This is a genomic window from Falsigemmobacter intermedius (assembly GCF_004054105.1).
In the GTDB taxonomy this organism is placed as follows: domain Bacteria; phylum Pseudomonadota; class Alphaproteobacteria; order Rhodobacterales; family Rhodobacteraceae; genus Wagnerdoeblera; species Wagnerdoeblera intermedia.
Window position 1 is genome coordinate 100,541 of sequence record NZ_SBLC01000008.1, and the last position, 26,318, is coordinate 126,858.

At 62.0% G+C, this 26,318-nt stretch carries 26 protein-coding genes and 1 tRNA gene; 18 read left to right on the forward strand and 9 right to left on the reverse strand.

Annotated elements, in window-relative coordinates; translation table 11 throughout:
- Positions 1–216: 216 nt before the first annotated feature.
- The 5 genes from rplA to EP867_RS07610 form a co-directional block, all read right to left on the reverse strand.
- Positions 217–912, reverse strand: coding sequence for a 50S ribosomal protein L1 (rplA, locus tag EP867_RS07590; RefSeq protein WP_128487798.1), 696 nt, complete (start codon positions 910–912; stop codon positions 217–219).
- 5 nt (positions 913–917) lie between these two features.
- On the reverse strand, positions 918–1,370 hold the full coding sequence (gene rplK / locus EP867_RS07595) for a 50S ribosomal protein L11 (RefSeq protein ID WP_128487800.1): 453 nt from the start codon (positions 1,368–1,370) through the stop codon (positions 918–920).
- Positions 1,371–1,464: 94 nt separating this feature from the next.
- Positions 1,465–2,001, reverse strand: coding sequence for a transcription termination/antitermination protein NusG (gene nusG, locus EP867_RS07600; protein WP_128487802.1), 537 nt, complete (start codon positions 1,999–2,001; stop codon positions 1,465–1,467).
- Between the two features lie 168 nt (positions 2,002–2,169).
- Complete coding sequence (gene secE, locus EP867_RS07605) at positions 2,170–2,367, reverse strand: preprotein translocase subunit SecE (RefSeq protein ID WP_128487804.1); 198 nt, start codon at positions 2,365–2,367, stop codon at positions 2,170–2,172.
- Positions 2,368–2,438: 71 nt separating this feature from the next.
- Positions 2,439–3,272, reverse strand: coding sequence for an SDR family NAD(P)-dependent oxidoreductase (locus tag EP867_RS07610; protein ID WP_128487806.1), 834 nt, complete (start codon positions 3,270–3,272; stop codon positions 2,439–2,441).
- A 283-nt stretch (positions 3,273–3,555) separates the two neighbouring features.
- Between EP867_RS07610 and EP867_RS07615 the strand changes: the two genes are divergently transcribed.
- The 3 genes from EP867_RS07615 (at position 3,556) to EP867_RS07625 (ending at position 7,523) form a co-directional block, all read left to right on the forward strand.
- Complete coding sequence (locus EP867_RS07615) at positions 3,556–4,596, forward strand: homocysteine S-methyltransferase family protein (RefSeq protein ID WP_128487808.1); 1,041 nt, start codon at positions 3,556–3,558, stop codon at positions 4,594–4,596.
- On the forward strand, positions 4,596–7,292 hold the full coding sequence (gene metH, locus EP867_RS07620; RefSeq protein WP_128487810.1) for a methionine synthase: 2,697 nt from the start codon (positions 4,596–4,598) through the stop codon (positions 7,290–7,292). Before EP867_RS07615 ends, metH begins: the two co-directional genes overlap by 1 nt.
- A gap of 141 nt (positions 7,293–7,433) precedes the next feature.
- Positions 7,434–7,523 (forward strand) — tRNA-Ser (locus EP867_RS07625).
- A 348-nt stretch (positions 7,524–7,871) separates the two neighbouring features.
- On the opposite strand, the gene groL is transcribed toward EP867_RS07625, so the two are convergent.
- Positions 7,872–9,512: a chaperonin GroEL gene (groL, locus tag EP867_RS07630; protein WP_128487812.1), complete on the reverse strand. Its 1,641-nt coding sequence runs from the start codon at positions 9,510–9,512 to the stop codon at positions 7,872–7,874.
- A gap of 68 nt (positions 9,513–9,580) precedes the next feature.
- Complete coding sequence (locus EP867_RS07635) at positions 9,581–9,868, reverse strand: co-chaperone GroES (RefSeq protein ID WP_128487814.1); 288 nt, start codon at positions 9,866–9,868, stop codon at positions 9,581–9,583.
- Between the two features lie 183 nt (positions 9,869–10,051).
- Between EP867_RS07635 and EP867_RS07640 the strand changes: the two genes are divergently transcribed.
- Positions 10,052–11,050: a TraB/GumN family protein gene (locus EP867_RS07640; protein ID WP_128487816.1), complete on the forward strand. Its 999-nt coding sequence runs from the start codon at positions 10,052–10,054 to the stop codon at positions 11,048–11,050.
- A 103-nt stretch (positions 11,051–11,153) separates the two neighbouring features.
- Here EP867_RS07640 and serB read toward each other — a convergent pair whose 3' ends face one another.
- Positions 11,154–12,023, reverse strand: a complete 870-nt coding sequence (serB, locus tag EP867_RS07645) for a phosphoserine phosphatase SerB (protein WP_128487818.1) — start codon at positions 12,021–12,023, stop codon at positions 11,154–11,156.
- Between the two features lie 128 nt (positions 12,024–12,151).
- Here serB and EP867_RS07650 point away from each other — a divergent pair, with 128 nt between their 5' ends.
- The 5 genes from EP867_RS07650 to serA all read left to right on the forward strand — a co-directional run bounded on the left by EP867_RS07650 (position 12,152) and on the right by serA (position 16,765).
- Complete coding sequence (locus tag EP867_RS07650) at positions 12,152–12,877, forward strand: hypothetical protein (RefSeq protein WP_128487820.1); 726 nt, start codon at positions 12,152–12,154, stop codon at positions 12,875–12,877.
- 56 nt (positions 12,878–12,933) lie between these two features.
- Entirely contained in the window at positions 12,934–13,146 is a 213-nt protein-coding gene (locus tag EP867_RS07655; protein WP_241656853.1) for a hypothetical protein, read from the forward strand.
- A gap of 59 nt (positions 13,147–13,205) precedes the next feature.
- The gene (locus EP867_RS07660) at positions 13,206–13,736 is read left to right on the forward strand and encodes a lipocalin family protein (RefSeq protein WP_128487822.1); all 531 of its coding nucleotides are present in this window, start codon (positions 13,206–13,208) and stop codon (positions 13,734–13,736) included.
- Between the two features lie 206 nt (positions 13,737–13,942).
- Positions 13,943–15,088, forward strand: coding sequence for a phosphoserine transaminase (locus EP867_RS07665; RefSeq protein ID WP_128487824.1), 1,146 nt, complete (start codon positions 13,943–13,945; stop codon positions 15,086–15,088).
- Positions 15,089–15,172: 84 nt separating this feature from the next.
- Entirely contained in the window at positions 15,173–16,765 is a 1,593-nt protein-coding gene (gene serA, locus EP867_RS07670) for a phosphoglycerate dehydrogenase (protein WP_164888794.1), read from the forward strand.
- A 63-nt stretch (positions 16,766–16,828) separates the two neighbouring features.
- Here serA and EP867_RS07675 read toward each other — a convergent pair whose 3' ends face one another.
- Positions 16,829–17,164 (reverse strand): hypothetical protein, encoded by a 336-nt coding sequence (locus EP867_RS07675; RefSeq protein ID WP_128487829.1) that lies wholly within the window; start codon positions 17,162–17,164, stop codon positions 16,829–16,831.
- A 169-nt stretch (positions 17,165–17,333) separates the two neighbouring features.
- Between EP867_RS07675 and EP867_RS07680 the strand changes: the two genes are divergently transcribed.
- The 9 genes from EP867_RS07680 to EP867_RS07720 all read left to right on the forward strand — a co-directional run bounded on the left by EP867_RS07680 (position 17,334) and on the right by EP867_RS07720 (position 26,285).
- Positions 17,334–18,707 carry an FAD-binding oxidoreductase gene (locus EP867_RS07680; RefSeq protein WP_128487831.1) on the forward strand — a complete coding sequence of 458 codons (1,374 nt, stop codon included), beginning with the start codon at positions 17,334–17,336 and terminating at the stop codon, positions 18,705–18,707.
- Between the two features lie 63 nt (positions 18,708–18,770).
- Entirely contained in the window at positions 18,771–19,703 is a 933-nt protein-coding gene (locus EP867_RS07685) for an AEC family transporter (RefSeq protein WP_128487833.1), read from the forward strand.
- A 14-nt stretch (positions 19,704–19,717) separates the two neighbouring features.
- The gene (gene fghA / locus EP867_RS07690) at positions 19,718–20,548 is read left to right on the forward strand and encodes an S-formylglutathione hydrolase (protein WP_128487835.1); all 831 of its coding nucleotides are present in this window, start codon (positions 19,718–19,720) and stop codon (positions 20,546–20,548) included.
- A gap of 3 nt (positions 20,549–20,551) precedes the next feature.
- Complete coding sequence (locus EP867_RS07695) at positions 20,552–20,995, forward strand: YaiI/YqxD family protein (RefSeq protein ID WP_128487837.1); 444 nt, start codon at positions 20,552–20,554, stop codon at positions 20,993–20,995.
- A gap of 32 nt (positions 20,996–21,027) precedes the next feature.
- Positions 21,028–21,969, forward strand: a complete 942-nt coding sequence (locus EP867_RS07700) for a DMT family transporter (protein ID WP_241656854.1) — start codon at positions 21,028–21,030, stop codon at positions 21,967–21,969.
- Between the two features lie 18 nt (positions 21,970–21,987).
- Positions 21,988–22,911, forward strand: a complete 924-nt coding sequence (locus EP867_RS07705; protein ID WP_128487839.1) for an ornithine cyclodeaminase family protein — start codon at positions 21,988–21,990, stop codon at positions 22,909–22,911.
- A 327-nt stretch (positions 22,912–23,238) separates the two neighbouring features.
- Complete coding sequence (locus tag EP867_RS07710) at positions 23,239–24,372, forward strand: C4-dicarboxylate TRAP transporter substrate-binding protein (protein ID WP_128487841.1); 1,134 nt, start codon at positions 23,239–23,241, stop codon at positions 24,370–24,372.
- A gap of 57 nt (positions 24,373–24,429) precedes the next feature.
- A complete protein-coding gene (locus EP867_RS07715) occupies positions 24,430–24,978 on the forward strand; it encodes a TRAP transporter small permease (RefSeq protein WP_128487843.1) in 549 nt (182 codons plus the stop codon).
- Positions 24,975–26,285, forward strand: coding sequence for a TRAP transporter large permease (locus EP867_RS07720; RefSeq protein WP_128487845.1), 1,311 nt, complete (start codon positions 24,975–24,977; stop codon positions 26,283–26,285). The genes EP867_RS07715 and EP867_RS07720 overlap by 4 nt, the downstream gene beginning before the upstream one ends.
- Positions 26,286–26,318: the final 33 nt, after the last annotated feature.

The window sequence follows — 26,318 nt, forward strand, 5'->3', positions numbered from 1 at the left end:
TCGTTTTCGCCACCACCTTTGTGGGATGGCAGCGGTCGGGTCCGTGAGGGTCCCGGTCAGATCACCCGAGGCAAGGCCTCCGGCTCCGTTCCCGTTTCCCATCTCAGGAAGGACATTAAGCGTATGGGTCATACGCACCCTCCGTCTCGGACAGGACGGGGCGTTTCCGCCCCGTCTCCCTGAACTCTTGCGAGTCAGGAATTCTTTTGCCGTGACTTACTTCGAAGTCGAGGCGAGGTCAACGCTTACGCCCGGACCCATGGTCGAAGCAAGCGAGACTTTTTTCAGGTAGGTGCCTTTTGCGCCGGCCGGTTTCGCTTTGACAACTGCGTCCACGAAGGCGCGGATGTTTTCTGCGAGTTTGTCAGCCTCGAACGAGACTTTGCCAACGCCGCCGTGGATGATACCGGCTTTTTCGACTTTGAACTGCACTTCGCCGCCTTTAGCGTTCGAAACTGCGGTTGCAACGTCCATGGTCACGGTACCGACCTTCGGGTTCGGCATCAGGTTGCGCGGGCCGAGGATTTTGCCCAGGCGGCCAACCAGCGGCATCATGTCCGGGGTCGCGATGCAGCGATCGAACTCGATGACACCTTTCTGGATGGTCTCCAGCAGGTCCTCTGCGCCAACGATGTCTGCGCCGGCTGCTTTAGCTTCATCAGCTTTGGCGCCACGGGCGAAAACAGCGACGCGCACGGTTTTACCGGTGCCGTTCGGCAGACCAACAACGCCGCGGACCATCTGGTCTGCGTGACGCGGGTCAACGCCGAGGTTCAGCGAGATTTCGACGGTTTCGTCGAATTTCGCCGAAGCGGCTTTCTTGATCAGTTCAACGGCTTCTTCAACGGTGACGTTGGCTTTGCCTTCAAACAGAGCGCGGGCGGCAGCGGTGCGTTTTGCAACTTTGGTCATTACAATCAGCCCTTCACTTCGATGCCGCACGACTTGGCGGAGCCAACGATGATCTGCATTGCTGCTTCGATATCGTTTGCCGACAGGTCTTTCATTTTTTGCTCAGCGATCGCACGGACCTGAGCAACGGTGACGGTGCCCTGAACGTGACGGCCCGGCTTCGGCGAACCCTGCATACGGGCGCGCTTGCCCTGCGGCTTCAGACCAGCTGCTTTTTTCAGCAGGAAGGAGGCCGGCGGGGTTTTCAGCTCAAGCGTGAACGACTTGTCTGCAAAGTAAGTGATGACGACCGGAGTCGGTGCGCCCGGCTCGATGTCGGCCGTCTTGGCGTTGAATTCTTTCACGAACGCCATGATGTTCAGGCCGCGCTGACCCAGCGCCGGACCGACCGGCGGCGACGGGTTGGCTTGCTGAGCCTTCACCTGCAGCTTCAGCTGCCCCATAATCTTCTTGGCCATCTGGCCCTCTCCTTATCACTGTGCTGCAGGATTATCCGGCAGCAAGTTTAGCGGTCGGGCGGCCCGGATCTCTCCGTCCGCCTCCCGCGCATCCTCAGATCACCTTGGTGACCTGAGTGAATTCCAGCTCAACCGGGGTCGCCCGGCCGAAGATCGAGACGGTCACTTTCAGACGCGAAGCGGCCTCATCGACCTCCTCGACCATACCGTCGAAGCCCTCAAACGGACCCTCGTTCACTTTGACGCGCTCGCCGACCTCAAAGCGGATCAGGTTGCGCGGAGCGACCTCACCCACCGTCTCGGTGCGGTTCAGCATCCCGTTCACTTCCTCATCCCGCATCGGCATCGGGCGGCCCTGCGGACCCAGGAACCCGGTGACGCGGTTGATCGAGGTGATCAGGTGATAACCACGGTTCGACATCTCCATGTGCACCAGCACATAGCCCGGCATGAAGCGACGCTCAGAAGTCACTTTCTTGCCGCGACGAATCTCGATCACCTCTTCCGTGGGGACCAGAACTTCGTCAATTTCATCCTGCAGACCGGCGTCCGCAACGGCGGTACGAATCTGTTCGGCGACCTTTTTCTCGAAGTTCGAGAGGACGCTCACCGAATACCAGCGCTTTGCCATGCGTGTCACCTGTCGCTAAATCCGGAAGTCCGGAGTTTGGTCATTCTCAGCCCTGATGGCTCTTTCGGGAACAAAACCGCGGCGCGCAGGCGAATCGCTCGCACGCCGCTGTCCGGAAGTTCCGGCCCCTTCTATCGAAGCAGAGGCCTGATCGCAAGCCGTTCCGGCTCAGGAAAACAGGCCCAGAAGCGCACGCAGCCCGAGGTTGATACCACTGTCGACCATGAAGAAAAACACAGCCGCGATGGTGGCCAGGATAAAGACCATAACGGTCGTCAGCGTGACTTCACGACGGTTCGGCCAATGGATCTTGCCGATCTCGTTGCGGGTCTGCTGAATAAACTGTGCCGGGTTGGTCTTCGCCATGATCTGCCTCTGGTGTCCGCAATAAGGCCAGATAGGCCGAAGACGCGGCAAATTCAAGCGAAGACCCCGCTTCAGCCCTTTGCAATCACCCAGTCGAGTGCCCCAACGGGCAGCAGACGGCGGCAGATCGCCATGATCCAGGTTGGCGTGGTGACAAAATACCGCGCGCGGGGCCGCGCAGATTCGGCGGCATGAATAAGCGCCTTCGTCACATCTGACGCCGGACGCTCAAAAGCATCCTTCTGCGCCCCCTCTGCCAGATAAAGCCGTGCGACCAGCTCGCGCTCATACTCTGCCGCCCGGACGGAGGACCGCCAGTCTATCCAGCGCTCAAACCCCGGGATCTGATTGACCCGAAACCGGCTCGTCACCGGCCCCGGCTCGATCAGGCTCACCCGGATCGGCTCACCGCGCATCTCCAGCCGCAGCACATCCGTCAGCCCCTCCAGCGCATGTTTGGAGGCCACATAGGCCCCCCGCCAGCGCCGCGGCACAAAGCCCAGAACCGAGGAGACCGTCACAATCCGCCCGCCCCCTGCCGCCCGCATCAAAGGAATAACCGCCCGCGTCAGCTCATGAGTGCCGAAAACATTGGTGGCAAAGACCTCCTCAAGCGCCCCGCGCGGCAGATCCTCAACCGCACCCGGTATGGCAAAACCGGCATTGTTATAAAGCACATCCACCCGCCCGCCGGTGCGCGCGCCCACCTCACCAATCGCCGCGGCAATACTTTCAGATCTGGCAATATCGAGCACAAAGCTCTCAAAGCCTTCCGCCTGCAGCCGCGCCACATCCGCCTCGCGCCGACAGGTCGCCAGCACCCGCCATCCCCGCGCCCGCATCGCCCGCGCGCCGTCATAGCCAATACCCGAGGAGGCCCCGGTGATCAGAATAACACGCTCCATCCGCGTCCCCCGCTGCTGCCTCCCGCCGCTATGCCACCCTGCCCGCCCCCCTGAAAGCCCCGACTTTGGCTTTTTCCAAATACTCCGCGGTCCGGGGCAGCGCCCCGGCGCTCCGCCACTCAGCGCCCCCCCTGCCTCCACAGGTCAGGCAATCTCCCACACCAGCCCTCTGAATGAGCAGAATTCATATAAACGTTGTGATCTATGAATTTCACATTCAGCCGCCTCTGGCCTATATGCATGAAGGACCAGGCCCGGCCTCTGACTTGCTGCAAGGTGATCCATGCAAATCTTCCAACTGCCCCGCACGGCTGCCTTCGGGCAGCTGGAACGCCTTGCGCGTGAGCGTATTCTCATCCTCGACGGTGCCATGGGCACCCAGATCCAGGGCCTTGGCCTCTCGGAAGAGGATTACACCGGTCACGGCTCCGGCTGCGCCTGCCGCCATCACTCCGACCGGCCCCAGAAGGGCAACAACGATCTGCTGATTCTCAGCCAGCCCCAGGCGATTGAAGAGATCCACTTCAAATATGCCATGGCCGGCGCCGATATCGTGGAAACCAACACCTTCTCCGCCACCACCATCGCCCAGGCCGATTACGCCATGGAAGAGGCGGTCTGGGATCTGAACTATGAAGGCGCCCGCGTCGTGCGCCGCGCCCTCGACCGCGCCACTGCGATTGACGGCAAACCGCGCTTCGTCGCCGGGGCCGTGGGCCCGACGAACCGCACCGCCTCGATCAGCCCGGACGTCAACAACCCGGGCTACCGCGCCGTCAGCTTTGACGAACTGCGTGTGGCTTACGGCCAGCAGGTCCGCGCCCTGATCGCCGGGGGCGCCGATCTCATCCTCATCGAGACGATCTTTGACACGCTGAACGCCAAAGCCGCCATCTTCGCTACCTTTGAAGCCTTTGCCGAACACGGCCAGCGGCTGCCGATCATGATCTCGGGCACCATCACCGATGCCTCGGGCCGCACGCTGACCGGCCAGACCCCCACCGCCTTCTGGCACTCGGTCGCCCACGCCCGCCCCTTCTCGGTCGGCCTGAACTGCGCGCTCGGTGCCTCGGCGATGCGGCCGCATATCGCTGAGCTTGCAGGCGTCGCCCCCACCCATATCTGCGCCTATCCCAACGCCGGTCTGCCCAACGCCTTTGGCCAATATGATGAAGGCCCCGAAGACACCGCGCGCCAGATCGCCGGTTTCGCCGAAGCGGGCCTTCTGAACATCACCGGCGGCTGCTGCGGCACCACCCCTGACCACATCCGCGCCATCGCCGAGGCCGTGGCCCCCTTCTCCCCGCGTGAGGTAAAAGCCTGATGACCACCCCTTACCTGCGCCTCTCCGGTCTTGAGCCCTTCGTTCTGACGCCCGACATCCCCTTCGTGAACGTAGGCGAGCGGACGAATGTCACCGGCTCGGCCCGCTTCCGCAAACTGATCACCAACCGCGACTATGCCGCCGCGCTCGAAGTGGCCCGCCAGCAGGTCGAAAACGGTGCGCAGATCATCGACATCAATATGGATGAGGGCCTGATCGACTCGCAGGCCGCGATGGTTGAATATCTCAACCTCGTGGCCTCTGAGCCTGATATCGCCCGCGTTCCGGTGATGATCGACAGCTCCAAATGGGAGGTGATCGAGGCCGGTCTGAAATGCGTCCAGGGCAAGGCCATCGTCAACTCGATCTCGCTGAAAGAGGGCGAAGATCAGTTCCGCCATCACGCCTCGCTCTGCCTGGCTTACGGCGCTGCCGTCGTCGTCATGGCCTTTGACGAACAGGGCCAGGCTGACAGCTATCAGCGCAAAATCGAAATCTGCGCCCGCGCCTATAAGATCCTCACCGAAGAGCTGTCCTTCCCGCCGGAAGACATCATCTTTGACCCCAACGTCTTTGCCATCGCCACCGGCATTGAAGAGCACAACAACTACGGCGTCGACTTCATCGAGGCGACCCGCTGGATCCGGCAGAACCTGCCCCATGCCCATGTCTCGGGCGGTGTGTCGAACCTGTCGTTCTCCTTCCGCGGCAATGAGCCGGTGCGCGAAGCCATGCATGCCGTCTTCCTTTATCACGCCATTCAGGCGGGGATGGATATGGGCATCGTCAACGCGGGCCAGCTGGCGGTCTACGACCAGATCGACCCCGAACTGCGCGAGGCCTGCGAGGACGCCGTGCTGAACCGCCGTGCCGATGCGACGGAGCGTCTGCTGGAGGTGGCCGAAAAATACCGCGGCACCGGCGGCAAAGAGGCCAAAGAGCGCGATCTCGGCTGGCGTGACTGGCCCGTCGCCAAACGGATTGAACATGCCTTGGTCAATGGCATCACCGAATTTATCGAGGCCGACACCGAAGAAGCGCGGCTGAACTATGACCGTCCGCTCCATGTCATCGAAGGCCCGCTGATGGCCGGAATGAACGTGGTGGGCGATCTCTTCGGCGCGGGAAAAATGTTCCTGCCCCAGGTGGTGAAATCCGCCCGCGTGATGAAACAGGCCGTCGCGGTCCTTCTGCCCTATATGGAAGCCGAAAAGCTTGCCAACGGCGGCTCAGGCGAACGCGAGGCCGCAGGCAAAATCCTGATGGCCACGGTGAAGGGCGATGTGCATGACATCGGCAAGAACATCGTCGGCGTGGTTCTCGCCTGCAACAACTATGAGATCATCGACCTTGGCGTCATGGTGCCGCCGCAGAAGATCCTTCAGGCGGCGCGTGAGCATAATGTCGACGTGATCGGTCTTTCGGGCCTCATCACCCCCTCGCTCGATGAAATGGCCCATATGGCCGCGGAGATGGAGCGTGAGGGCTTTGACATCCCGCTGATGATCGGGGGGGCCACCACTTCGAAGGTGCATACGGCGGTGAAGATCGCGCCGCGCTACACCAAAGGTCAGGCCGTTTATGTGACCGACGCCTCCCGTGCCGTGGGCGTGGTCGGTCAGCTTCTGTCACCCGACATGAAGCCCGGCTATGTCGCCGATCTTCAGGCCGAATATAAAGCCGTGGCCGAGGGCCATGAGCGCGCCGAGCGTCTGAAGCAGCGCCTGCCGCTGGCCGCCGCCCGCGCCAATGCTTTCAAACCCACGGGCTTTGCGCCGGTGGCGCCGGGCTTTACCGGTACGAAAGTGATCGCCGACTGGGATCTGGCCGAAATTGCGCGCTACATCGACTGGACCCCCTTCTTCCAGACCTGGGAGCTGAAGGGCGTCTATCCGAAGATCCTTGAGGACGAAAAGCAGGGCGAAGCGGCACGGGCGCTGTTTGCGGATGCGCAGGCCATGCTGGCGCAGATCATCTCAGAGCAGTGGTTCAAGCCCCGCGCCGTGATCGGCTTCTGGCCCGCCAATGCGTCGGGCGATGACATCCGCCTCTTCACCGGTGAGGACCGCTCGGAAGAACTCGCAACCCTGCACACGCTGCGTCAGCAGACCACCAAGCGCGAAGGCCGCCCCAATGTGGCGCTGTCGGACTTTGTGGCACCGGAGGGCACGCCCGACTGGATCGGCGGCTTTGTCGTCACCGCAGGCCCCGAGGAGATCGAAATCGCCGAACGCTTTGAAAAGGCCAACGACGATTACGCCTCGATCATGGTCAAGGCCCTGGCCGACCGCTATGCCGAAGCCATGGCCGAGATGCTGCATGAGCGCGTGCGCCGCGAGCACTGGGGCTATGCGAAAGATGAAAGCTACCAGCCGCAGGAGCTGATCGGCGAGCCCTATGCCGGCATCCGCCCTGCCCCGGGCTATCCGGCGCAGCCCGATCACACCGAGAAGGTCACGCTCTTCAAACTGCTCGACGCCGAGGCTCAGGCCGGTGTTCAGCTGACCGAAAGCATGGCGATGTGGCCGGGCTCTTCGGTCTCGGGTCTCTATCTGTCGCATCCCGAAAGCTATTACTTCGGCGTCGCGCGGATCGAGAAAGACCAGGCCGAAGATTACGCCCGCCGCAAAGGCATGGATCTGGCCGAGGCAGAGCGCTGGCTGGCCCCGATCCTGAACTATACCCCGAGCGCCTGACCCGCCCGGCATGGCGCAGAGATCCGGCCGCTGCAGGCGCTGCAGCGGCCGGTATAATTTGATAAAACCCCGCTTTACGCCTGCGCAGGGATATGCTTAAACCCCTGCAACCAGACGGCTCTTTCAGCGCCGTCAAAGCACGGAAGTGTGGCCGAGTGGTTTAAGGCTCTGGTCTTGAAAACCAGCGTGGGGGAGACTCCACCGTGGGTTCGAATCCCACCGCTTCCGCCATTTCCCCCAGCACACTCCGGTTGCGTCTTTCACAGACGGTGGTCCCTTGCCGGGCCGCAGGATTTCCGGTGATACGGCGCGGCCCCCGGCCGGAACGCCTGCGCGCCCTGGGGTGCGGCACCGGTATTGTGACTGTCAGGGCGTGACCGCGGCTCTGCCAGGCCCAACCCGGCCGGAAGAGGTAACCGCCCCAAACGCCGGACCCTTCTGCAAAATCCCGCGTCCTCCGCACTTCATCCGCAGTCGTGGCGGGCAGAGACTGCATGTGGAAAATGTTGAAGTCCTCAGACCGCATAATGAAAAAGGGCGCCGCAAGCGGCGCCCTTTCTTTGTCCCGGAGGGGATGGATCAGAAATCCATACCGCCCATGCCGCCCATGCCGCCCGGAGCGGCCGGAGCTGCTGCCGGAGCCGGCTTGTCAGCGATCATGGCTTCGGTGGTGATCAGCAGCGAGGCGACCGAAGCTGCGTTTTCCAGCGCAGTACGGGTCACTTTTGCCGGGTCGATCACGCCGAAGGCGAACATGTCACCATATTCTTCGGTCTGCGCGTTGAAGCCGAAGGACAGGCTGTCCGACTCGCGGATTTTGCCGGCCACGACAGCACCGTCGACGCCCGAGTTTTCCGAGATCTGACGGATCGGAGCTTCCAGCGCGCGGCGGATGATCGCGATACCGACGTCCTGATCAGCGTTTGCGCCTTTCAGACCTTCGAGGGTTTTGGTGGCCTGCACGAGAGCCACGCCACCGCCGACAACGATGCCTTCCTGGACAGCTGCGCGGGTTGCGTTCAGAGCGTCATCAACGCGGTCTTTACGCTCTTTCACTTCGACTTCGGTCATGCCGCCAACGCGGATGACTGCGACGCCGCCTGCCAGTTTCGCAACGCGCTCCTGCAGTTTTTCACGGTCGTAGTCCGAGGTGGTTTCCTCGATCTGCGCACGGATCTGGGCCACGCGGGCTTCGATCTCTGCTTTCTCGCCGGCACCGTCAACAATGGTGGTGTTGTCTTTGTTGATGGTGACTTTTTTCGCGCGGCCCAGCATGTCGAGGGTCACGTTTTCCAGCTTCATGCCGAGATCGTCCGAGATGACCTGACCGCCGGTGAGGATCGCGATGTCCTGCAGCATGGCTTTGCGGCGATCGCCGAAGCCCGGTGCTTTGACAGCCGCAATTTTCAGGCCGCCACGCAGTTTGTTGACCACGAGGGTCGCCAGCGCTTCGCCTTCGACGTCTTCAGCAATGATGATCAGCGGCTTTTGCGACTGGATCACAGCCTCCAGCAGCGGGACCATCGGCTGCAGCGACGAGAGTTTTTTCTCGTGCAGCAGGATCAGCGCATCGTCGAGATCCGCGATCATTTTGTCAGCATTGGTGACGAAGTAGGGCGAGAGGTAGCCGCGGTCAAACTGCATGCCCTCGACGACTTCGACCGAGGTCTCCATGCCTTTGTTTTCTTCGACGGTGATCACACCCTCGTTGCCAACGCGCTGCATGGCTTCTGCGATCTGCTGACCGATGAAAGCTTCGCCGTTGGCCGAAATGGTGCCGACCTGAGCAACTTCAGCCGAGTCTTTGACCGGGCGGGCTGCTGCTTTGATCGATTCGACAACTTTCGAGGTTGCCAGATCGATGCCGCGCTTCAGGTCCATCGGGTTCAGACCGGCTGCGACCGACTTCAGACCTTCTTTAATGATGGCCTGAGCGAGAACGGTTGCGGTGGTGGTACCGTCACCGGCTTCGTCGTTGGTGCGTGCGGCAACTTCTTTCACGAGCTGTGCGCCCATGTTTTCGAATTTGTCCGAAAGCTCGATCTCTTTTGCGACCGAAACACCGTCTTTGGTGATGCGCGGTGCGCCAAACGACTTCTCGATGACCACGTTGCGGCCTTTCGGGCCGAGGGTCACTTTGACGGCATCTGCGAGGATGTTCACACCTTTGAGCATACGCTCGCGGGCATCGGTGTTGAAGCGGACTTCTTTAGCGCTCATCGTGAGGCTCCATCAATTCGTGTTGCAAAGAAAGAAAGGGCGCAGTCAGGCCGCGCCTGGACGTCAGATCAGGAGAGGATCCCGAGGATGTCGCTTTCTTTCATGATCAGCAGCTCTTCGCCGTCGACGGTGACTTCGGTGCCCGACCATTTGCCGAACAGCACGCGGTCGCCTGCTTTGACTGCCGGTGCGATCAGCTCGCCCGAGTCCTTGCGTGCGCCTTCGCCGACCGAGATGATCTCGCCTTCAGCAGGCTTTTCTTTCGCGGTGTCCGGAATGATCAGACCACCTTTGGTTTTTTCGTCCGACTGGACGCGACGAACCAGCACGCGGTCATGCAGCGGTTTGAATGCCATCTGAGAACACTCCCTTGAGTTCAGATCGGTGCAACTTGTTGGCACTCACCAGTGGCGAGTGCCAACCACGTGAAAATAGGTAGTCAGAGCCTTCCCACCTGTCAACACCCGTAACCCACCAAATTTGAGTGGACAGCACCGCTGGCTCTGGCAAGCTTTGCGCGGAACAAAAAAGGCCGTCAGATGCGTAAGTTTTTGGGTATTTCAGGGTTTTTCGCGGCTCTTCTGACCGCGGCTGCGGCCCAGGCCGCCTGCGAAGGGCGCGATCTGATTGCCAGCCTGCCCGCTGAGGCGCGGGCGGATCTGGCGGCGAGGGCCGACTCACATGCCTATGCGCGCGGGAATCTCTGGCATGCCCGGCGCGGCGAGGAGGTCATCCTGCTTGTCGGCACCTATCACCTTCCCGATCCGCGTCATGAGGCCACACTGGCGCAGATCACACCGCTGATGGCGGGGGTCTCGCAACTGCTGGTCGAAGCCACGCCGCAGGAAGAAGCACTGCTGAAAGAAGAGATCGCAAATCGGCCTGACTTCATGGTCATCACCGAAGGCCCGCGACTGTCTGAGCAGCTGACGGAAGACGAATGGAAAAAGCTTTCAAAGGAAGCGCAGCTGCGCGGCATCCCGGCCTTTATGGCGGACCGGTTCCGGCCCTGGTATATGGCGGTGCTGCTGGGCATGCCGCCCTGTGCGATGGGCGACCTGAAGGAGGGCGTGCGCGGGCTGGACCATCAGATCATGGCGCTGGCGGAGGCGCGGGACATCCCGGTGCGCGCTCTGGAGCGCTATGACACGCTCTTTTCAATCTTCGGCGAGCTGTCGCAGGAGGATGAGACCGAGATGGTGCGGGCGAGCCTTCTGACCGCGGAGCGTCCTGAGGATATGACCGTCACCCTGGCCAATGCCTATTTTGCCGGGGAGTCGCGCCTGGTCTGGGAGTTCACCCGGGATCTGAGCGCGGAGCTTCCGGGGATGACGCCACAGGAACTCGACCGGCAGTTCGCGCTGATGGAAGAGGTTTTGATGATCAGGCGCAATCAGCGCTGGATCCCGGTTTTGCTGAGCGCGGCTTCCGAGGGGCCGGTCCTGGCGGCCTTCGGGGCGCTGCATCTCTCGGGGGAGAAGGGGGTTCTGGCGCTGTTGCAGGCGGAGGGGTTTGAGATCCGCCCGCTCGCTGAATAATCACGGGCCGGGTGATCACGGCATGAGTAATCACGGGCGGGGTGCCGGGTGAGAGGTCCGGGGCTCTGCCCCGGGCCCCGGAGTATTTTTAAAAAGCCAAAGATCAGGCGGCAAACTCGCTGCGGGCATAGCCCTGGAGGAAGAGAAGCGCGCTGAGATCACCGTGATGGATGCGCAGGTCGCATTCGGCGGCAACGGAGGGTTTGGCGTGCAGCGCCACACCGAAGCCCGCGCGGTTGAGCATGCCAAGGTCATTGGCGCCATCGCCCACGGCGATCACATCGTCGTCGCTGAGGCCGAGGCGGGCGGTGATCTGATCCAGCGCGTCGACTTTGGCCTGACGGCCGAGGATGGGCAGCCCCACCTCGCCGGTCAGGCGGCCGTCCCGGGCAAGGAGTGTATTGGCGCGGTTTTCGTCAAAGCCGAGATGAGCGGCGACCGCGGCCGTGAAAGCGGTGAAGCCGCCCGAGACGAGGGCCGCATGGCCGCCGTCACGTTTCATGGTGGCGATGAGGGCGCGACCGCCGGGGGTATAGGTGATGCGCTCGGCCAGCACCTGGGCGATCACCGCCTCGGGGAGGTCTTTCAGAAGGCCCACGCGCTCTTTGAGCGCGGCTTCAAAATCGAGCTCGCCGTTCATGGCGCGGGCGGTGATATCGGCCACACGCGGGCCGACGCCGGCCATATCGGCCAGCTCATCGATGCATTCCTGGCCGATCATAGTGCTGTCCATATCGGCCAGCAGCATCTTTTTGCGCCGGGTGGCCGTGGGGACGAGATTGAGGTCAATGCCGCGGGTGAGAAGCTGCGCACGGATTGTGTCGAAGTCCGCCGGACGGGCTGCGAGCGGGAATTCCGCCGCTTCACCCGCAGAGAGCCAGCGCAGCGGGCCGCCCTGCCAGGCTTCGGCAAGGCCGGTGACGATGGCGTCGGTCAGATGATCGGGACGGGCAATCACAACGGCGGTCAGCATGGGATATCTCCTCTCGGGCCTTGGCTCCCCTTAGTGCAGGCGGGGCGGAAAAGTCGAGGGTGAACCGGCACTGGCTTTGCGCGTTCTCTTTCGCCAGGCTGCGGGGCCGGTGCGGCAAAGGAGGGGATATGTTTCGCAGTTTTGACTTCTCGAGCTGGCAATCGGCGCTGACGACGGTCTTTGGCCTTTTGCTGATGATGCTGATCATGGTGGGCATCCGGATCATCATGATGATGACGATTCAGGCGCGCCAGCAGCGCATGAACCGTCAGATCAACGAGCGGCTGAGAACGCTGATGGCGGCCTATAAGGTATTGGGCGGCTCCTTTACCGGGCGCCTGACGGTGGATCCTTCTCACCTTGGCGGCAGCCGGAGGGCCGCGGAAACCACAGAGCCGGAGACGGGCGGGGATGTGGTCCTGACTGAGACGCCCATGCCTGAGGGGGAGCCGTCGCAATTTGCCCTGGAGCGGCGGGTGCAGATCCGCGATGCGGTGGAGGCGGCTCTGTCGGACATTCTGCTGCTTGGCACGGAGGAGATGGTGCGCATGGCCGGTCAGGCGGCGCGGGATATGGCAGCCGGGCGGCCCATTCATACGGCAGAACTGGTGGTGACGCTGCGCGGCTATATCCGGGAGGCTCTGGATCTGGAGCCGATCCCGGCCGATGTCATCGTGCCTGCGCAGGGACCAACCCGCCCGGCCGCCGCCGGCCGCGGCGGGCGCAGTGGCGGTGAGCGCGGGGCGGGTGGTCCCGGCGGCGGTGGCATGGGTGGCCCTGGCGGTGGCGGTGGGGGCGGTGGCGGCATGGGGATGGGGATGGGCATGGGGATGGGGCGGCGCGCGGATGAGTGAGCCCTGCCCCGGCGCGGCCTCTGGCATCGGGCGACGCCCGGGCGTAAAAGCCCGATATGACTGTGCGTATCACCCATGATCCCGAAACCTCCGTCTATACCCATAGCAAGAAGGCCTGGTCGAACAGCTATCCGCTCAGCCGCCTGCCCGAGTGGATCGCCTTTTACAAAAAGCAGCGCCAGGACTTTCCCCGGGCGGGCCGCATCTATGACGAGGATATCGAGGCCCTTGAGGCTTTGGCCCGTAGGCTCAACATCCCCTTTGAGTGAGGGAACAGACCCTGCCCTGACCGCGTTGCCTGAGTGGTTGTAAATTAAAGGGTTTGGCTATGAGCACCTCTCACGACGTCACCACGGTCGCATCGGTTGATCTGCAGCGCTACCTGGGGCTCTGGTACGAAATCTGCCGTCTGCCGATGAAATATGAGGATGCGACGGCGCGTGACATCACCGCGCATTACAGCCTGCAGGACAACGGGAAGATCCGCGTCGACAACCGCTGCATCGATGAGGACGGCAAACCCACGCAGTCGATTGGCGAAGCGGAGGCCCTGGATGCCAGCAACGCGAAGCTGACGGTGACCTTCCTGCCGGAACTGCTGCGCTGGATTCCCTTCACGAAGGGCGACTACTGGATCCTGAAACTCGATCCCGAATATCGCCTGTCTCTGGTCGGTGATCCGCAGCGCGAATTTTTGTGGCTGCTGGCGCGGGAGCCGCAGGTGAGCGCGGCGGAGCAGGAAGACTATCTCGGCCATGCCCAGGCGCTGGGCTATGATCTGTCGAAACTGATCACCCCGCGTCAGAGCGGTAAAACCGTGAGCGATGCCATGCTGGAGACGGCCGGCGCGCGGCGCTGAATCTTTGAAGGTGAGTGAAACATCTTCGCCCCGGAGCCGCAGCTTCGGGGCGCATTCGTTCGAAAGGGGGGCATTTTCTTAAAACTTATTACTCCTACATGGTCAGACTTCTCACGAATCATTTGACCCAAAGACCCCTCTCAGATAGACGCAACGGCGGGACACCCTTCCCCAACGAAGGGCGTATATCTGTAAGGATAACAGAAATGGCGACTACCGCTCCGGCCACGCGTCCGGCCAATCCGCGTTTTTCTTCGGGCCCCTGCGCGAAGATCCCGGGTTTCCAGCTTGAAATGCTTGCTGATGCACCCCTCGGCCGCTCGCACCGCGCAGCTGTCGGCAAAAACAAACTTAAAGAAGCCATCGATCTGACCCGCGAAGTGCTGGGCGTTCCGGCCGATTACCGCATTGGTATCGTGCCCGCCTCGGACACCGGGGCGGTTGAGATGGCGCTCTGGAGCCTCCTGGGCGCACGCCCGGTTGAGATGCTCGCATGGGAGAGCTTTGGCGAAGGCTGGGTCACCGATGTTGTGAAACAGCTGAAACTCGACGCCACCGTGCGCAAAGCGCCTTACGGCGAAATCGTTGATTTCAAAGAAGTCGACTTCAATAAAGACGTCGTCTTCACCTGGAACGGCACCACCTCGGGCGTTCGTCTGCCCAAGGCCGATGTGATCCCGGCGGACCGTGAAGGTCTGACCATCTGCGACGCCACCTCGGCGGCTTTTGCGATGGATATGGACTGGTCGAAACTCGACGTCACCACCTTCTCCTGGCAGAAGGTTCTGGGCGGCGAAGGCGGCCACGGCGTTCTGATCCTGAGCCCCCGCGCTGTCGAGCGTCTGGAGAGCTACACCCCCTCCTGGCCGATGCCGAAGATCTTCCGCATGACCAAAGGCGGCAAGATCATCGAAGGGATCTTCGTGGGTGAAACCATCAACACCCCGTCGATGCTCTGCGTGGAAGACTATCTGGTCGCGCTGAAATGGGCAAAATCGCTGGGTGGCCTGAAGGGTCTGATCGCGCGCTCGGAAGCCAATGCTGACACGGTGAAAACCTTCATCGCTGACAAGCCCTGGATCGCCAACCTGGCCGTTGATCCGGCCACCGCGTCCTGCACCAGCGTCTGCCTGAAGTTCACCGACCCGCGCATCAAAGATGCGGCCGCTTTTGCCAAGGCCGTTGCAAAGCGCCTGGAAAAAGAAGGCGTGGCCCTGGACGCAGGCGCTTACCGCGATGCCCCGGCCGGTCTGCGCATCTGGTGCGGCGCGACTGTCGAGCAGTCGGATGTGGCAGCCCTGATGCCCTGGATCGAATATGCCTTCGAGGCAGAGATCGCCGCTCAGGCCTGATCCATTCTTTTAACGACCAAACACAGCGGACGGGGCGATTTTCGCCCCGCCACAGCCCTCTTATATCCTGAAAGGATGAAGCCCATGGCTCCGCGCGTTCTCGTTTCCGACGAACTTTCCGAAACCGCCGTTCAGATCTTCCGTGACCGCGGCGTCGAAGTCGACTACATGCCGAAACTCGGCAAAGACAAAGAAAAACTGGCGGAAATCATCCACCAGTATGACGGTCTGGCGATCCGCTCGGCCACCAAAGTGACCGAGAAACTGCTCGAAAACGCCACCAACCTGAAAGTGGTTGGCCGCGCTGGTATTGGTGTCGACAACGTCGATATCCCGGCTGCGTCGAAAAAGGGCGTGATCGTGATGAACACCCCCTTCGGCAACTCGGTCACCACGGCTGAGCATGCCATCGCCATGATGTTCGCCATCGCCCGCCAGCTGCCTGAAGCTTCGGCTTCGACCCATGCCGGTAAATGGGAAAAGTCGAAGTTCATGGGGGTTGAGCTTTTCAACAAAACCCTGGGCGTGATCGGCGCAGGCAATATCGGTGGCATCGTCTGCGACCGCGCTGTCGGCCTGAAGATGAAGGTCATCGCTTTCGACCCCTTCCTGTCGGAAGAGCGCGCGAAGCAACTGGGCGTGACCAAAGTGGAACTCGATGAGCTGCTGGCGAAAGCCGATTTCATCACCCTGCACGTGCCGCTGACCGACAAGACCCGCAACATCCTTGGCCGCGAGAACCTGGCCAAGACCAAGCCGGGTGTGCGCATCATCAACTGCGCCCGTGGCGGCCTGATCGATGAGGCAGCCCTGAAAGACGCGCTGGATTCGGGCCATGTCGCCGGCGCAGCCCTCGACGTGTTCGAGGTGGAACCCGCCACGGAAAACGTTCTCTTCGGTCACCCGAATGTTGTTGCGACCCCGCACCTTGGCGCCTCGACCACGGAAGCCCAGGAAAACGTCGCTCTGCAGGTTGCCGAGCAGATGTCGGATTACCTGCTGACCGGTGCCGTCACTAACGCGCTGAACATGCCGAATGTCACCGCTGAGCAGGCGCAGGTCATGGGCCCCTGGATCAAACTCGCAGGCCACATCGGTTCGCTGATCGGTCAGATGACCGATGAGCCGATCAAAGCAATCAACATCCTTTACGATGGTGCCGTCTCGGAGATGAACCTTGCGGCGCTGAACCAGGCTGTCATCGCCGGTGTGCTGAAAGCGCAGAACCCGGATGTGAACCCGGTTTCGGCTCCGGTCATTGCGAAAGACAAAGGCATCCAGATCTCGACCACCAAACAGGACAAGTCGGGCACCTTTGACGCTTATATCAAAGTGACCATGGTCACCGACGCGCGTGAGCGTTCGGTTGCCGGCACCTGCTTCTCGGATGGCAAGCCGCGCTTCATCCAGATCAAAGGCATCAATATTGACGCCGAAGTGGGCGAGCACATGCTCTACACCACCAACAACGACGTGCCGGGCATCATCGGCAACCTCGGCTCGATCCTGGGCGAGAACGGCGTGAACATCGCGAACTTCACCCTGGGCCGTGCGGCTGTGGGTCAGGACGCCATCGCCGTGCTCTACCTCGATCAGGCGATCCCGGCCGATGTGGTGACCAAGCTGGAAGCCACCGGCAAGTTCAACCAGGTCAAGCCGCTGCGTTTCGACGTCTGATCGGGTGAAGACACAGAAAAAGGGCCGGGGACTTCCCCGGCCCTTTTTGCATTCGGAAATCGCTTACTCGGTCAGAGTATAGGTCGACATCTCGCAGAGATCCTGGGTGTCGGTGGTGGTCTCCAGCTTGTCGCTGCCCTCAAAGTCAAACTTGAGGTCATATTTGCAGGTGCGGCGACCGTCAGCGATGGTGATCTGCATCGATTCACCCGGCCCGATCACGTCATCGCCCAGCACATCTTCTTCCCAGTCGTCGACATTGGTCGGCGAGGTGTAGAAATGCGTGATCACTTCGCTGGTTTTATTCACGATGGTAAAAGTCAGCTCGTCAGCGGCCATGGCCGGCGCCGCGACGGAGGCGGCCAGAAGAGCTGCGGCAATACGCAGTTTAATGGACATTCGTTTTTCCTGAGCTCAGACCGGCATAATCTCCGGCGCATCAGCGTTATCCGATCCCGCTTTAGTTGCATACCTTCCCGAATGGGGGAATTGACATTATATTTCGTTAACCTTGCCCTTTGCGACACTTCCGGGCAATGAATGCCCTAATCTGGTTCGGAGTGACACTATGGCCTGGGACATCCCCTTCGCGGAACTGCGCAGCCTTCTGGGTGAGCGCTTTCTGACGACACAGGCCGCCAGGGCCGAGCATTCGCGGGATGAGAGCCATTTTACCCCCGTCCTGCCCGATGCCGTGGCCTGGCCGGAAAGCACGGCAGAGGTCTCGGCCATCGTGAAGATCTGCGCCGCCCATGGCTGCCCGGTGGTGCCCTGGGGCGTCGGCTCCTCGCTTGAGGGGCATGTCCTGGCCGTCAAAGGCGGTGTGACCCTGAATATGAACCGGATGAACCGGGTCCTGGCGGTGCATGCCGAAGATATGGATGTGGTGGTGCAGCCCGGCTGCACCCGTGAGGCGCTGAACACAGAGCTTCGAGCCACGGGGCTTTTCTTCCCCATTGATCCCGGTGCCAATGCCAGCCTCGGCGGCATGGCGGCCACCCGGGCTTCGGGCACCACGGCGGTGCGCTATGGCACCATGAAAGACAATATCCTGGCGCTTGAGGTGGTTCTCTCCGACGGGCGGGTGATCCGCACCGGCAGCCGCGCAAAGAAAAGCTCGACCGGCTATGATCTGACGCGGCTTTTTATCGGCTCAGAAGGCACGCTCGGGATCATCACGGAACTCACGCTGAAGCTGCACGGCCAGCCTGAGGCTGTCTCTTCTGCCGTGGTGGACTTCCCCGATATCGGCAGTGCGATTTCGGCGGTCATCACCACGATCCAGGCCGCGATCCCCATGGCGCGGATTGAATTTGTCGATGAAACCGCCATTCGCGCTTTCAATGCCTATGAGAAGACGACCTACCCTGAGCGCCCGCATCTCTTCCTTGAGTTCCATGGCTCCCCCTCCGGCGTGGCAGAACAGGCGGAACTGGCCGGAGAGATCATGACCGCCATGGGCGGCTCTGACTTCCGCCATGCCGCCACCACCGAGGCGCGCAATCAGCTGTGGAAGATGCGCCACAACGCGCTCTTTGCGGCGAAATCGACCAAACCGGGCTGCATCGTGCTGACAACGGATGTCTGCGTGCCGATCTCGCGTCTGGCCGAAGCCGTGCTGGAGACCCGCGCCGATATCGACGCAAGCCCCCTGACCGGCCCCATGGTCGGCCATGTCGGTGACGGCAACTTCCACTGCTGCCTGCTGCTGGACCCCGATGATCCGCGCGACAAAGAGGCCGCACTTGATCTGGCACACCGCATGGCAGAGCGCGCTTTGCGCCTTGGCGGCACCGTCAGCGGGGAACATGGGGTCGGCATGGGTAAGAAGAAGTATCTCGAAGAAGAGCATGGCGCGGCATGGGAGGTCATGGGGCTGATCAAACAGGCGCTTGACCCGCAGAACCTGATGAACCCCGGCAAACTGGTGAAAGAGGGCTGAGCCTCTTGCAGCGGGTGCGACAGCGTGAAACGCTGATGGAATGCCCCTGAATGACGGCCTTTCATGCTTGAGATTCTTGCCCGCACCCTGCCCTTCTTTGCACTGACCGGATTGGGCTGGGGCGCGGCCCTTCGTGGCTTCATCTCCCCCCCCGAGAATGCCGCGCTGACGAAGTTTGTCTTCTACTTCGCGCTCTCGGCCATGCTGCTGGCGCTGACCTCCGGCCTCAGCCTGGATGAGATGCTGGACGCGCGGCTCTTCGGGGCCTGGGCCTGCGCCTGGGGGCTGGTCTGGATCTTTGCCTTCGCGGTGGCACGGCTGCGCGGTCTGCCCGTGGCAGAGGCCGCGATGGAGGCGCAATGCGGCGTCATCGGCAACACCGGCTTTCTGGGGCTGCCGATGCTGGTGGTGATCCTTGGCCCCGCTTCGGCACTGCCGGTGCTGCAGGTGCTGATCCTTGATATGGTGATCTTTAACCCGCTGATCACATTGATCATCACCGCCTCACGCGGGGGCGGTCCCGGGATTTCCTCCCTGAAACCCCTCGGGGTCAGCCTTCTGAAAAACCCGATCATCGTCTCCTGCCTGATCGGCCTTGGCTGGAGCCTGACGGGCATTCCTCTGACCGGGCCGGTGCTCGACTTCCTGGAGCTTCTGGGCCGCGCGGCGACGCCGGTGGCGCTTTTTGTGATCGGGGTCTCGCTGGCGGGAAAAGGCGCGGGATCGCTGCTGGTGTCGGGCTGGGTCAGCTTTCTGAAGCTGGTGCTGCATCCGCTGGTCACCGCGTTTTTCGCGCTTTGGGTCTTTGATCTGCCCGGTTCGGTGGCGGCGGCCATGGTCGCGGCGGCGGCTCTGCCCGTGGCCGGGAATGTTTATATTCTGGCCGCACATTACGGGGTTGCACCCCAGCGCGTTTCGGCCTCAATCCTTGTCTCAACAGTGGCCGCGATATTAACGGTGACCATGGTTCTTGCCTGGGTCGCCGGATTTCAGTGACAGGAGAGATCGGGATGCGCACGATCAGCGAAAATCGGTGTTTTGGTGGCGTTCAGGGCGTCTATGCCCATGCCTCAGAGGCCACGGGCTGTGAGATGACTTTCGGCCTGTTCCTGCCCAAAGAGGCCGAAGAGCAACCGGTTCCGGTGCTGTGGTATCTCTCGGGCCTCACCTGCACCCATGAGAATGCCATGGTGAAAGCGGGCGCCCAGCGCTGGGCGGCAGAGGCCGGTATCGCGCTGGTCTTCCCCGATACCTCGCCGCGCGGTGAAGGTGTGGCCGATGATGCCGCCTATGATCTGGGCCAGGGCGCGGGCTTTTACGTCAATGCCACTGAGGAGCCCTGGTCGAAGCATTACCGCATGTGGGATTACATCGCCGAAGATCTGCCGCGCACCCTCTTCTCAGCCTTCCCGCTGGCCCCCGAGGCCCAGGCCATCACCGGGCATTCCATGGGCGGACACGGCGCGCTGACCCTGGCCATGGGGCTGCCGGGGCGCTTCCGCTCGGTCTCGGCCTTTGCGCCGATCGCCAATCCCACGGCTTCGGACTGGGGGCGCAAACAGCTGACCGCCTATCTCGGGGCGGATGAAAGCAAATGGGCCGCCCATGACAGCACCCTGCAGCTGAAACGGCGCGGCTTTGACGGGCCGATCCTGATCGATCAGGGCTCGTCCGATCAGTTCATCGACCTGCTCAAGCCCGAGGCTCTGGCAGAGGCTATCGCCTCCACCCGCCAGAATGCGACCTTCCGCATGCAGAAGGGCTATGACCACAGCTATTTCTTCGTCTCCACCTTCATGGAAAGCCATATCGCCTTCCATGCCGATCATCTGCTGGCATAAGCCATGACGATCTGGGTTGATGCCGATGCCTGCCCTGTGCGGGCCGAAGTCGAGAAAGTGGCAACGCGGTTGCAGCGTCCGGTGATCATGGTCACCAACGGCGGCATCCGCGCGCCGCAAAACCCGCTGGTGACCGTGCGCTATGTGGCCGACGGCCCGGATGTGGCCGATATGGCCATCGCTGAGGGCGTGGTGGAAGGCGATGTCGTGGTGACCAATGACATCCCGCTGGCCGCAAAGGTGGTGGAGGCCGGGGGGCTGGTCATCCGCCCCGATGGCTCCACCCTTGATCAGCGCAATATCGGCGAAGTGCTGGCCATGCGCGATCTGATGCAGGATCTGCGCTCGGCCGATCCCTTCCGTCAGGGCGGCGGCCGACCTTTCAGCGCGGCGGACCGGTCGCGCTTTCTTGAAGCTCTCGACCGGCTGGCCCGCCGCCGGAGATAAGGCGGGCATTCACAGGGCCAGGAGTTGCCAGATTGATCCTTCGCACTATTGCGGCCAGCTCCACCCTGACGGGCATCAGCTTCGCGCTGGCGGCGGGGCTGATCTATTCGCTCAACGACATGTCGATCAAATTCCTGTCGTCGGGCTATCCTTTGCATCAGATCGTGGCGACGCGCTCGGCCATCGCCCTGACCATCGTGCTGCTGAGCCTGCGGCTGATCACCGGGGGCTGGCATCACCTGCGCACCCGCCGCTTTGGCTTTCATGCCCTCAGGGTCGGCGTGGTTTTCATTTCCAATATCACCTATTTCCTGGGGCTTGCGGCCCTGCCGCTGGCCGATGCGGTGGCCACCGCCTATATCGGGCCGGTCTTCATCACCCTGCTGTCGATCTTTTTCTTAGGCGAGAAGGTCGGGCCGCACCGCTGGGCGGCGGTGGTGGCGGGGCTGATCGGCACGCTGATCATGGTGCGCCCGGGCGCCGGCACCTTTCAGGTCGCAGCGCTGCTGGTGGTGTTTTCCGCCTTCACCTATGCGATCTCGCAGATGATGGTGCGCCAGATGCGCGGCACCGAAAGCACCTTCACCATGGGCTTTTACATGCAGGCGGGGTTTCTTTTGTCCTCGCTGACCACCGGCGCGCTGATCGGGCACGGGGAGTTCAATATCTTTGAGGATCAGTCGCTGACCTTTCTGCTCAGGCCCTGGGTCTGGCCCACAGCGTCAGATCTGCCTTTCTTCATCGTGATGGGCCTTGCGATCGGCGCGGCAAGCCTGATGATGGCGCAGGCCTATCGCCTGCTGGAGGCGGCCGTGGCGGCGCCCTTTGAATATGTCGCCATCCCGATGGCGGTCTTTTGGGGCGTGACGATCTTTGGCACCCTGCCCGATCTGACCAGCTTTGCCGGCATGGCGCTGATCATCGGCAGCGGGCTTTATACGATCTGGCGGGAGACCGTGACGAAAAAGGCGTGACGCAGAAGGGGAGGTCACATGGATATCACTCTGGTTCCGGCAGCGGCGGAGGCGCATCTGGACTGGCGCGGGCTGACCGATGCGCTGATTGCGGGCCATGCCCTGGGGCGGCCCGAAATCGCGGATCTGTTCCTCTATCGCGGTGACGATACGCTGCTTGATCGGGCGGCCTGGATCCCCGGCCTCGGCGCCGCGGTCAAAGTGGCCACCGTGGTTCCGGGCAATCCCGGGCGCGGCCGGCCCATGGTCAACGGGGTGGTGAACCTCTTTGACGATGTCACCGGCGAGCTGGAGGCGCTGGTCGATTTTCACCTTGTGACCAAATGGAAAACCGCCGGAGACAGCCTTCTCGCGGCCCGTCTGCTGGCACGGCCCGAGAGCCGGAAGTTCCTCATTGTCGGCGCAGGCACCGTCGGCCGCTCGATGATCGAATCCTATGGCGCGGTCTTTGCGGATGCGGAATTTACGGTCTGGAACCGCTCGGCTGAGGGGGCCGCAAAGATGGCCGCCGAAACCCCGGGCCTGCGCATCGCAACCGACCTGGAGGCGGCGGTCCGTGCGGCGGATGTGATCGTCACCTGCACCATGAGCAGCACGCCCCTGATCAAAGGCGACTGGCTGCAACCCGGACAGCACCTTGATCTGATCGGCGCCTATCGCCCCGATATGCGCGAGGCCGACGACCAGGCCCTGAGCCGCGCGCGGCTTTTCGTCGACAGCCGCGCCACCACGCTTGGCCATATCGGCGAACTCATGGACCCGCTGAAGCGCGGTGTGATCTCTGAGAGCGATGTGATTGCGGATTACTACGACATCGCCGCCGGAGCCTTTCAGCGCCGCGCCGCAGATGAGATCACGATCTGCAAAAACGGCGGCGGAGCCCATCTCGATCTGATGACGAGCCGCTATATCCTTGACGCCTGGCGGAAGGCGCAGGGGTAATCCCGCTCAGCGCAGGCTCTGACAGGTTCGGTGATGACACCGAACCTTTTCCGGCTGCGCCATTTTCCGGCGAAGCCCCGGATCGGCCCCCTGCCCCCCCCGGCCCTGACGGGCTGGGGAAGGCACGCGGCGGCGGCAGGCGACCGCTGATCCATCTTCAAAAATCAGACAGGAATGTCTGACAATTACTGGACAGCCCGGAAGTTCCCATGCCTCATACTCAGGGAGGATGCTGCACTCCGAATCCTTGCGCGGAAGAGGAGCCGTGCGAGGGGCATCTGCACTGCAGATGGTCGGAAAACAACGCAGCAAAAGGGAGAGACCAAAATGATACGCCACGTGACTGCCGCATTGCTCGTCTCTGCGAGCTTCAGCCTGCCCGCGGCTGCAAAGAACCTGAACTATGCCCATGGCTATCCGGCCGATTCCGCAGTCGGCAAAGCCGCTGTGACCTTCGCCGAGCAGGTTGAAAAGAAATCCGATGCCGCGCTGTCGGTAAAGCCATTCGCCATGTCGCTGCTGAGCCTGAGTGAAACCGGGCCTGGGCTGCGCGACGGGATGGCGGATATCGGCTATGTGCTGACGCCCTATTACTCGGCGGAATATGCAACCAGCCTGCTGTTGCACGAGATGAACCTGCTGGTGAACCTTGGCCAGGACAAAGGCATCGAGTCCTTTGCCTATGCCGGTGCAATCGCAGATTACACGCTGAACTCCTGCCCGGAATGTCAGACGGAATTCGCAGCGCAGAACCAGGTCTACACCGGCACCGGTGTGACCTCGCTCTACGGGCTGCAGTGCAAATCGCCGGTCGCAAAGATTGAGGATCTGGCCGGCAAGCGCGTGCGCACGGCCGGCGCAGGCTTTGTCCGCTTTGCAGAGCACTTCAAAGCCGTGGCCGTGCCGCTTCCGATCAATGAGGTCTATGAGGCCCTGTCGCAGGGCGTGATCGACTGCGCGATGCTCAGCACGCCGGAGCTCATCAACTACAATATGTTCGACGTGGTCACCGATGTGACGCTGAACGTGCCGGGCGGACTTTTCGCAGGCGTGGCAGGCACCAACGTCAACCGCAGCGTCTGGCAGGCTCTGTCCACCGAAGAGCGTGCGGCGCTGATCTGGGGCGCAAGCCATATGGCTGCGGCGATGACCTGGAACTTCGTTGAACAGGAAGCCGAAGCCATCCGCATGGCGGAAGAAAAAGGCATCCGCATTCACACGCCCGATGAGGCCATGCTCGCCCCCGTACGCGCCTTTGTGGAAAATGACCTCAAGACCATGGTCGATGTGTTCAAATCGACCTACCGGGTTGAGCGCACGGCTGAAATCGCTGCCGAATTCCCCGCTGTGCTGGAGCGCTGGCGCGGCCTGGTGAAAGGCGTGGGCTCTTATGAAGATCTGCAGAAGATCTATTGGGACGAGCTTTATTCCAAAATCGATCCTGCGACCTACGGACTGTAAGAGCGCTTCCGCCCTGCGCCGGACGCGTGGGGCGGTCTCACAGGAAAGTTCAGACTGATGACAGCCTTAACCCTTGGGTTGACCCGGCTGAGCAACTGGACGGCGGCTCTTGCCGCCGTCGCGGTCGCTCTGCTGGTGCTGCATGTCACGATCGACGTGATCATGCGCTATTTTTTCAATGCACCACTCGCGGGTACGATTCTTTACGTGGCCTCCTTTTACATGGTCGCCATCGCCTTTCTGCCCCAGGCCCTGACCGAGAAAGACGACGCGCAGATCTCGGTCGATCTGCTCTATGACTTCTTCCCCCCAGCGCTGCGGCGCGCGGTTCTGAGCCTTGGCTATCTTCTGACCGTGATCGCCGCTGGCCTGCTGGCTGTTCGCACAGGACAGGAGGCGCTGAGCAAATATGCGCTCGGGACGTTCTCCATTGAGGGGCAGACCCGGATTGCCACCTGGCCCAGCTATTTCCTGCCGCCCCTCGGCTTTGGTCTGATGACGCTGGTCGCCTTCTGCCGCTTTTTGCTGTCGTTAAGCCCCTCTGCGCCTGAAATGCCCCGAACACCGGTGGGCGGCGAGACGGGAGACGGGGAGACGATGCCGTGAGTGAACTTCAGATTGCCTTCGTCTTTCTCGGTATTCTCTTCACCCTCATCCTGATCCGCATCCCGATTGGGATCTCGCTGATCCTGGTCTCCTTCGGGGGGCTGTGGTCGCAGATGGGCTGGAATGTGGCCTGGGGCTCGCTGGGGGTGGTGCCGCACAGTTTTGTGTCGAGCTGGGTTCTGAGCGCGATCCCTGCGTTTCTCTTCATGGGGTTCATCTGCTATCACACCCGCATGACCCAGGGGCTGTTTCAGGCCGCACAGATGTGGCTCTCGGGGCTGCCGGGCGGGCTGGCCATTGCCTCGATCCTCGGGTGCTCGGGCTTCGCCGCGGTGACGGGCTCGTCGCTCGCCTGCTCTGCCGCCATGGGCAAGATCGCCATTCCCGAGATGATGCGTCACCGCTACAGCGCAGAGCTTGCCACCGGAACGGTCGCCGCAGCCGGCACCATCGGCGCGCTGATCCCGCCCTCAATTCTGATGATCCTTTACGGCATTATCTCACGTCAGCCCGTCAGCCAGCTGTTCCTCGGTGGCCTGGTGATCGGGGTTGTGACGATGCTTGCCTATTCGCTGATGATCATGATCCGGGTAAAGCTGAACCCTGCCCTGGCCCCCAAGGTCGGCAATACCGCGACTTGGGCTGAGCGCTTTGCCGTGCTCTCAGGGACATGGCCGGTGTTCGTCATCATCATCGGCGTCTTTGCGGGTCTCTTCGGCGGCATCTTCACCCCGACCGAAGCGGGCGCTTTCGGCGCTGCGCTTGCCTGTATCGTGGCGCTTCTGCGTCGCACGATGACCTGGGCTGCGCTGCGGGCCGCCATGATTGAAACCCTGGTCACCACGGCCTCGCTGATGATCATCTGCGTGGGCGCAAGCCTTCTCGCGCGCTTCCTGACGCTCTCGGGCACCGGCGATGCCCTGTCGGATTTCATCCTGTCCTTCGGCGCGTCCCCCTATGTGATCATCTTCGGGATTGTGCTCGTCTATCTGCTGCTCGGCATGGTGCTGGAGCCGATCGGGGCCATGCTTCTGACGCTGCCGATCGTCATTCCGGTGGTGGCTGAGACCGGCTTTTCGCTGATCTGGTTCGGCGTGGTGCTGACCAAGCTGCTGGAGATCGGGATGATTACGCCCCCCGTGGGTATGAACGTCTTTGTCATCAAGGGGGTCGTCGGCGATCAGGTCAAACTCACCACCATCTTCCGGGGCATCCTGTGGTTCCTGGTGGTTGACCTGCTGATCGTGCTTCTTTGTGTGATCTGGCCGGACATCATCATGTTCCTGCCTGAGATGATGGCGCGCTGAACTTTCAGGAGGGCGCGGTCCTGATGCCTGCGC

What these genes read in the sequence shown, in the direction of transcription:
- rplK (WP_128487800.1), bottom strand. Translation starts at nt 1,370, where the DNA reads ATGGCCAAGAAGATTATGGGGCAGCTGAAGCTGCAGGTGAAGGCTCAG.
- EP867_RS07715 (WP_128487843.1), top strand. Translation starts at nt 24,430, where the DNA reads ATGACAGCCTTAACCCTTGGGTTGACCCGGCTGAGCAACTGGACGGCG.
- EP867_RS07660 (WP_128487822.1), top strand. Translation starts at nt 13,206, where the DNA reads ATGAGCACCTCTCACGACGTCACCACGGTCGCATCGGTTGATCTGCAG.
- nusG (WP_128487802.1), bottom strand. Translation starts at nt 2,001, where the DNA reads ATGGCAAAGCGCTGGTATTCGGTGAGCGTCCTCTCGAACTTCGAGAAA.
- EP867_RS07640 (WP_128487816.1), top strand. Translation starts at nt 10,052, where the DNA reads ATGCGTAAGTTTTTGGGTATTTCAGGGTTTTTCGCGGCTCTTCTGACC.
- EP867_RS07650 (WP_128487820.1), top strand. Translation starts at nt 12,152, where the DNA reads ATGTTTCGCAGTTTTGACTTCTCGAGCTGGCAATCGGCGCTGACGACG.
- EP867_RS07695 (WP_128487837.1), top strand. Translation starts at nt 20,552, where the DNA reads ATGACGATCTGGGTTGATGCCGATGCCTGCCCTGTGCGGGCCGAAGTC.
- EP867_RS07675 (WP_128487829.1), bottom strand. Translation starts at nt 17,164, where the DNA reads ATGTCCATTAAACTGCGTATTGCCGCAGCTCTTCTGGCCGCCTCCGTC.
- metH (WP_128487810.1), top strand. Translation starts at nt 4,596, where the DNA reads ATGACCACCCCTTACCTGCGCCTCTCCGGTCTTGAGCCCTTCGTTCTG.
- EP867_RS07655 (WP_241656853.1), top strand. Translation starts at nt 12,934, where the DNA reads ATGACTGTGCGTATCACCCATGATCCCGAAACCTCCGTCTATACCCAT.
- EP867_RS07615 (WP_128487808.1), top strand. Translation starts at nt 3,556, where the DNA reads ATGCAAATCTTCCAACTGCCCCGCACGGCTGCCTTCGGGCAGCTGGAA.
- EP867_RS07680 (WP_128487831.1), top strand. Translation starts at nt 17,334, where the DNA reads ATGGCCTGGGACATCCCCTTCGCGGAACTGCGCAGCCTTCTGGGTGAG.
- EP867_RS07610 (WP_128487806.1), bottom strand. Translation starts at nt 3,272, where the DNA reads ATGGAGCGTGTTATTCTGATCACCGGGGCCTCCTCGGGTATTGGCTAT.
- EP867_RS07635 (WP_128487814.1), bottom strand. Translation starts at nt 9,868, where the DNA reads ATGGCATTCAAACCGCTGCATGACCGCGTGCTGGTTCGTCGCGTCCAG.
- fghA (WP_128487835.1), top strand. Translation starts at nt 19,718, where the DNA reads ATGCGCACGATCAGCGAAAATCGGTGTTTTGGTGGCGTTCAGGGCGTC.
- rplA (WP_128487798.1), bottom strand. Translation starts at nt 912, where the DNA reads ATGACCAAAGTTGCAAAACGCACCGCTGCCGCCCGCGCTCTGTTTGAA.
- EP867_RS07705 (WP_128487839.1), top strand. Translation starts at nt 21,988, where the DNA reads ATGGATATCACTCTGGTTCCGGCAGCGGCGGAGGCGCATCTGGACTGG.
- EP867_RS07685 (WP_128487833.1), top strand. Translation starts at nt 18,771, where the DNA reads ATGCTTGAGATTCTTGCCCGCACCCTGCCCTTCTTTGCACTGACCGGA.
- serB (WP_128487818.1), bottom strand. Translation starts at nt 12,023, where the DNA reads ATGCTGACCGCCGTTGTGATTGCCCGTCCCGATCATCTGACCGACGCC.
- EP867_RS07665 (WP_128487824.1), top strand. Translation starts at nt 13,943, where the DNA reads ATGGCGACTACCGCTCCGGCCACGCGTCCGGCCAATCCGCGTTTTTCT.
- EP867_RS07710 (WP_128487841.1), top strand. Translation starts at nt 23,239, where the DNA reads ATGATACGCCACGTGACTGCCGCATTGCTCGTCTCTGCGAGCTTCAGC.
- groL (WP_128487812.1), bottom strand. Translation starts at nt 9,512, where the DNA reads ATGAGCGCTAAAGAAGTCCGCTTCAACACCGATGCCCGCGAGCGTATG.
- serA (WP_164888794.1), top strand. Translation starts at nt 15,173, where the DNA reads ATGGCTCCGCGCGTTCTCGTTTCCGACGAACTTTCCGAAACCGCCGTT.
- secE (WP_128487804.1), bottom strand. Translation starts at nt 2,367, where the DNA reads ATGGCGAAGACCAACCCGGCACAGTTTATTCAGCAGACCCGCAACGAG.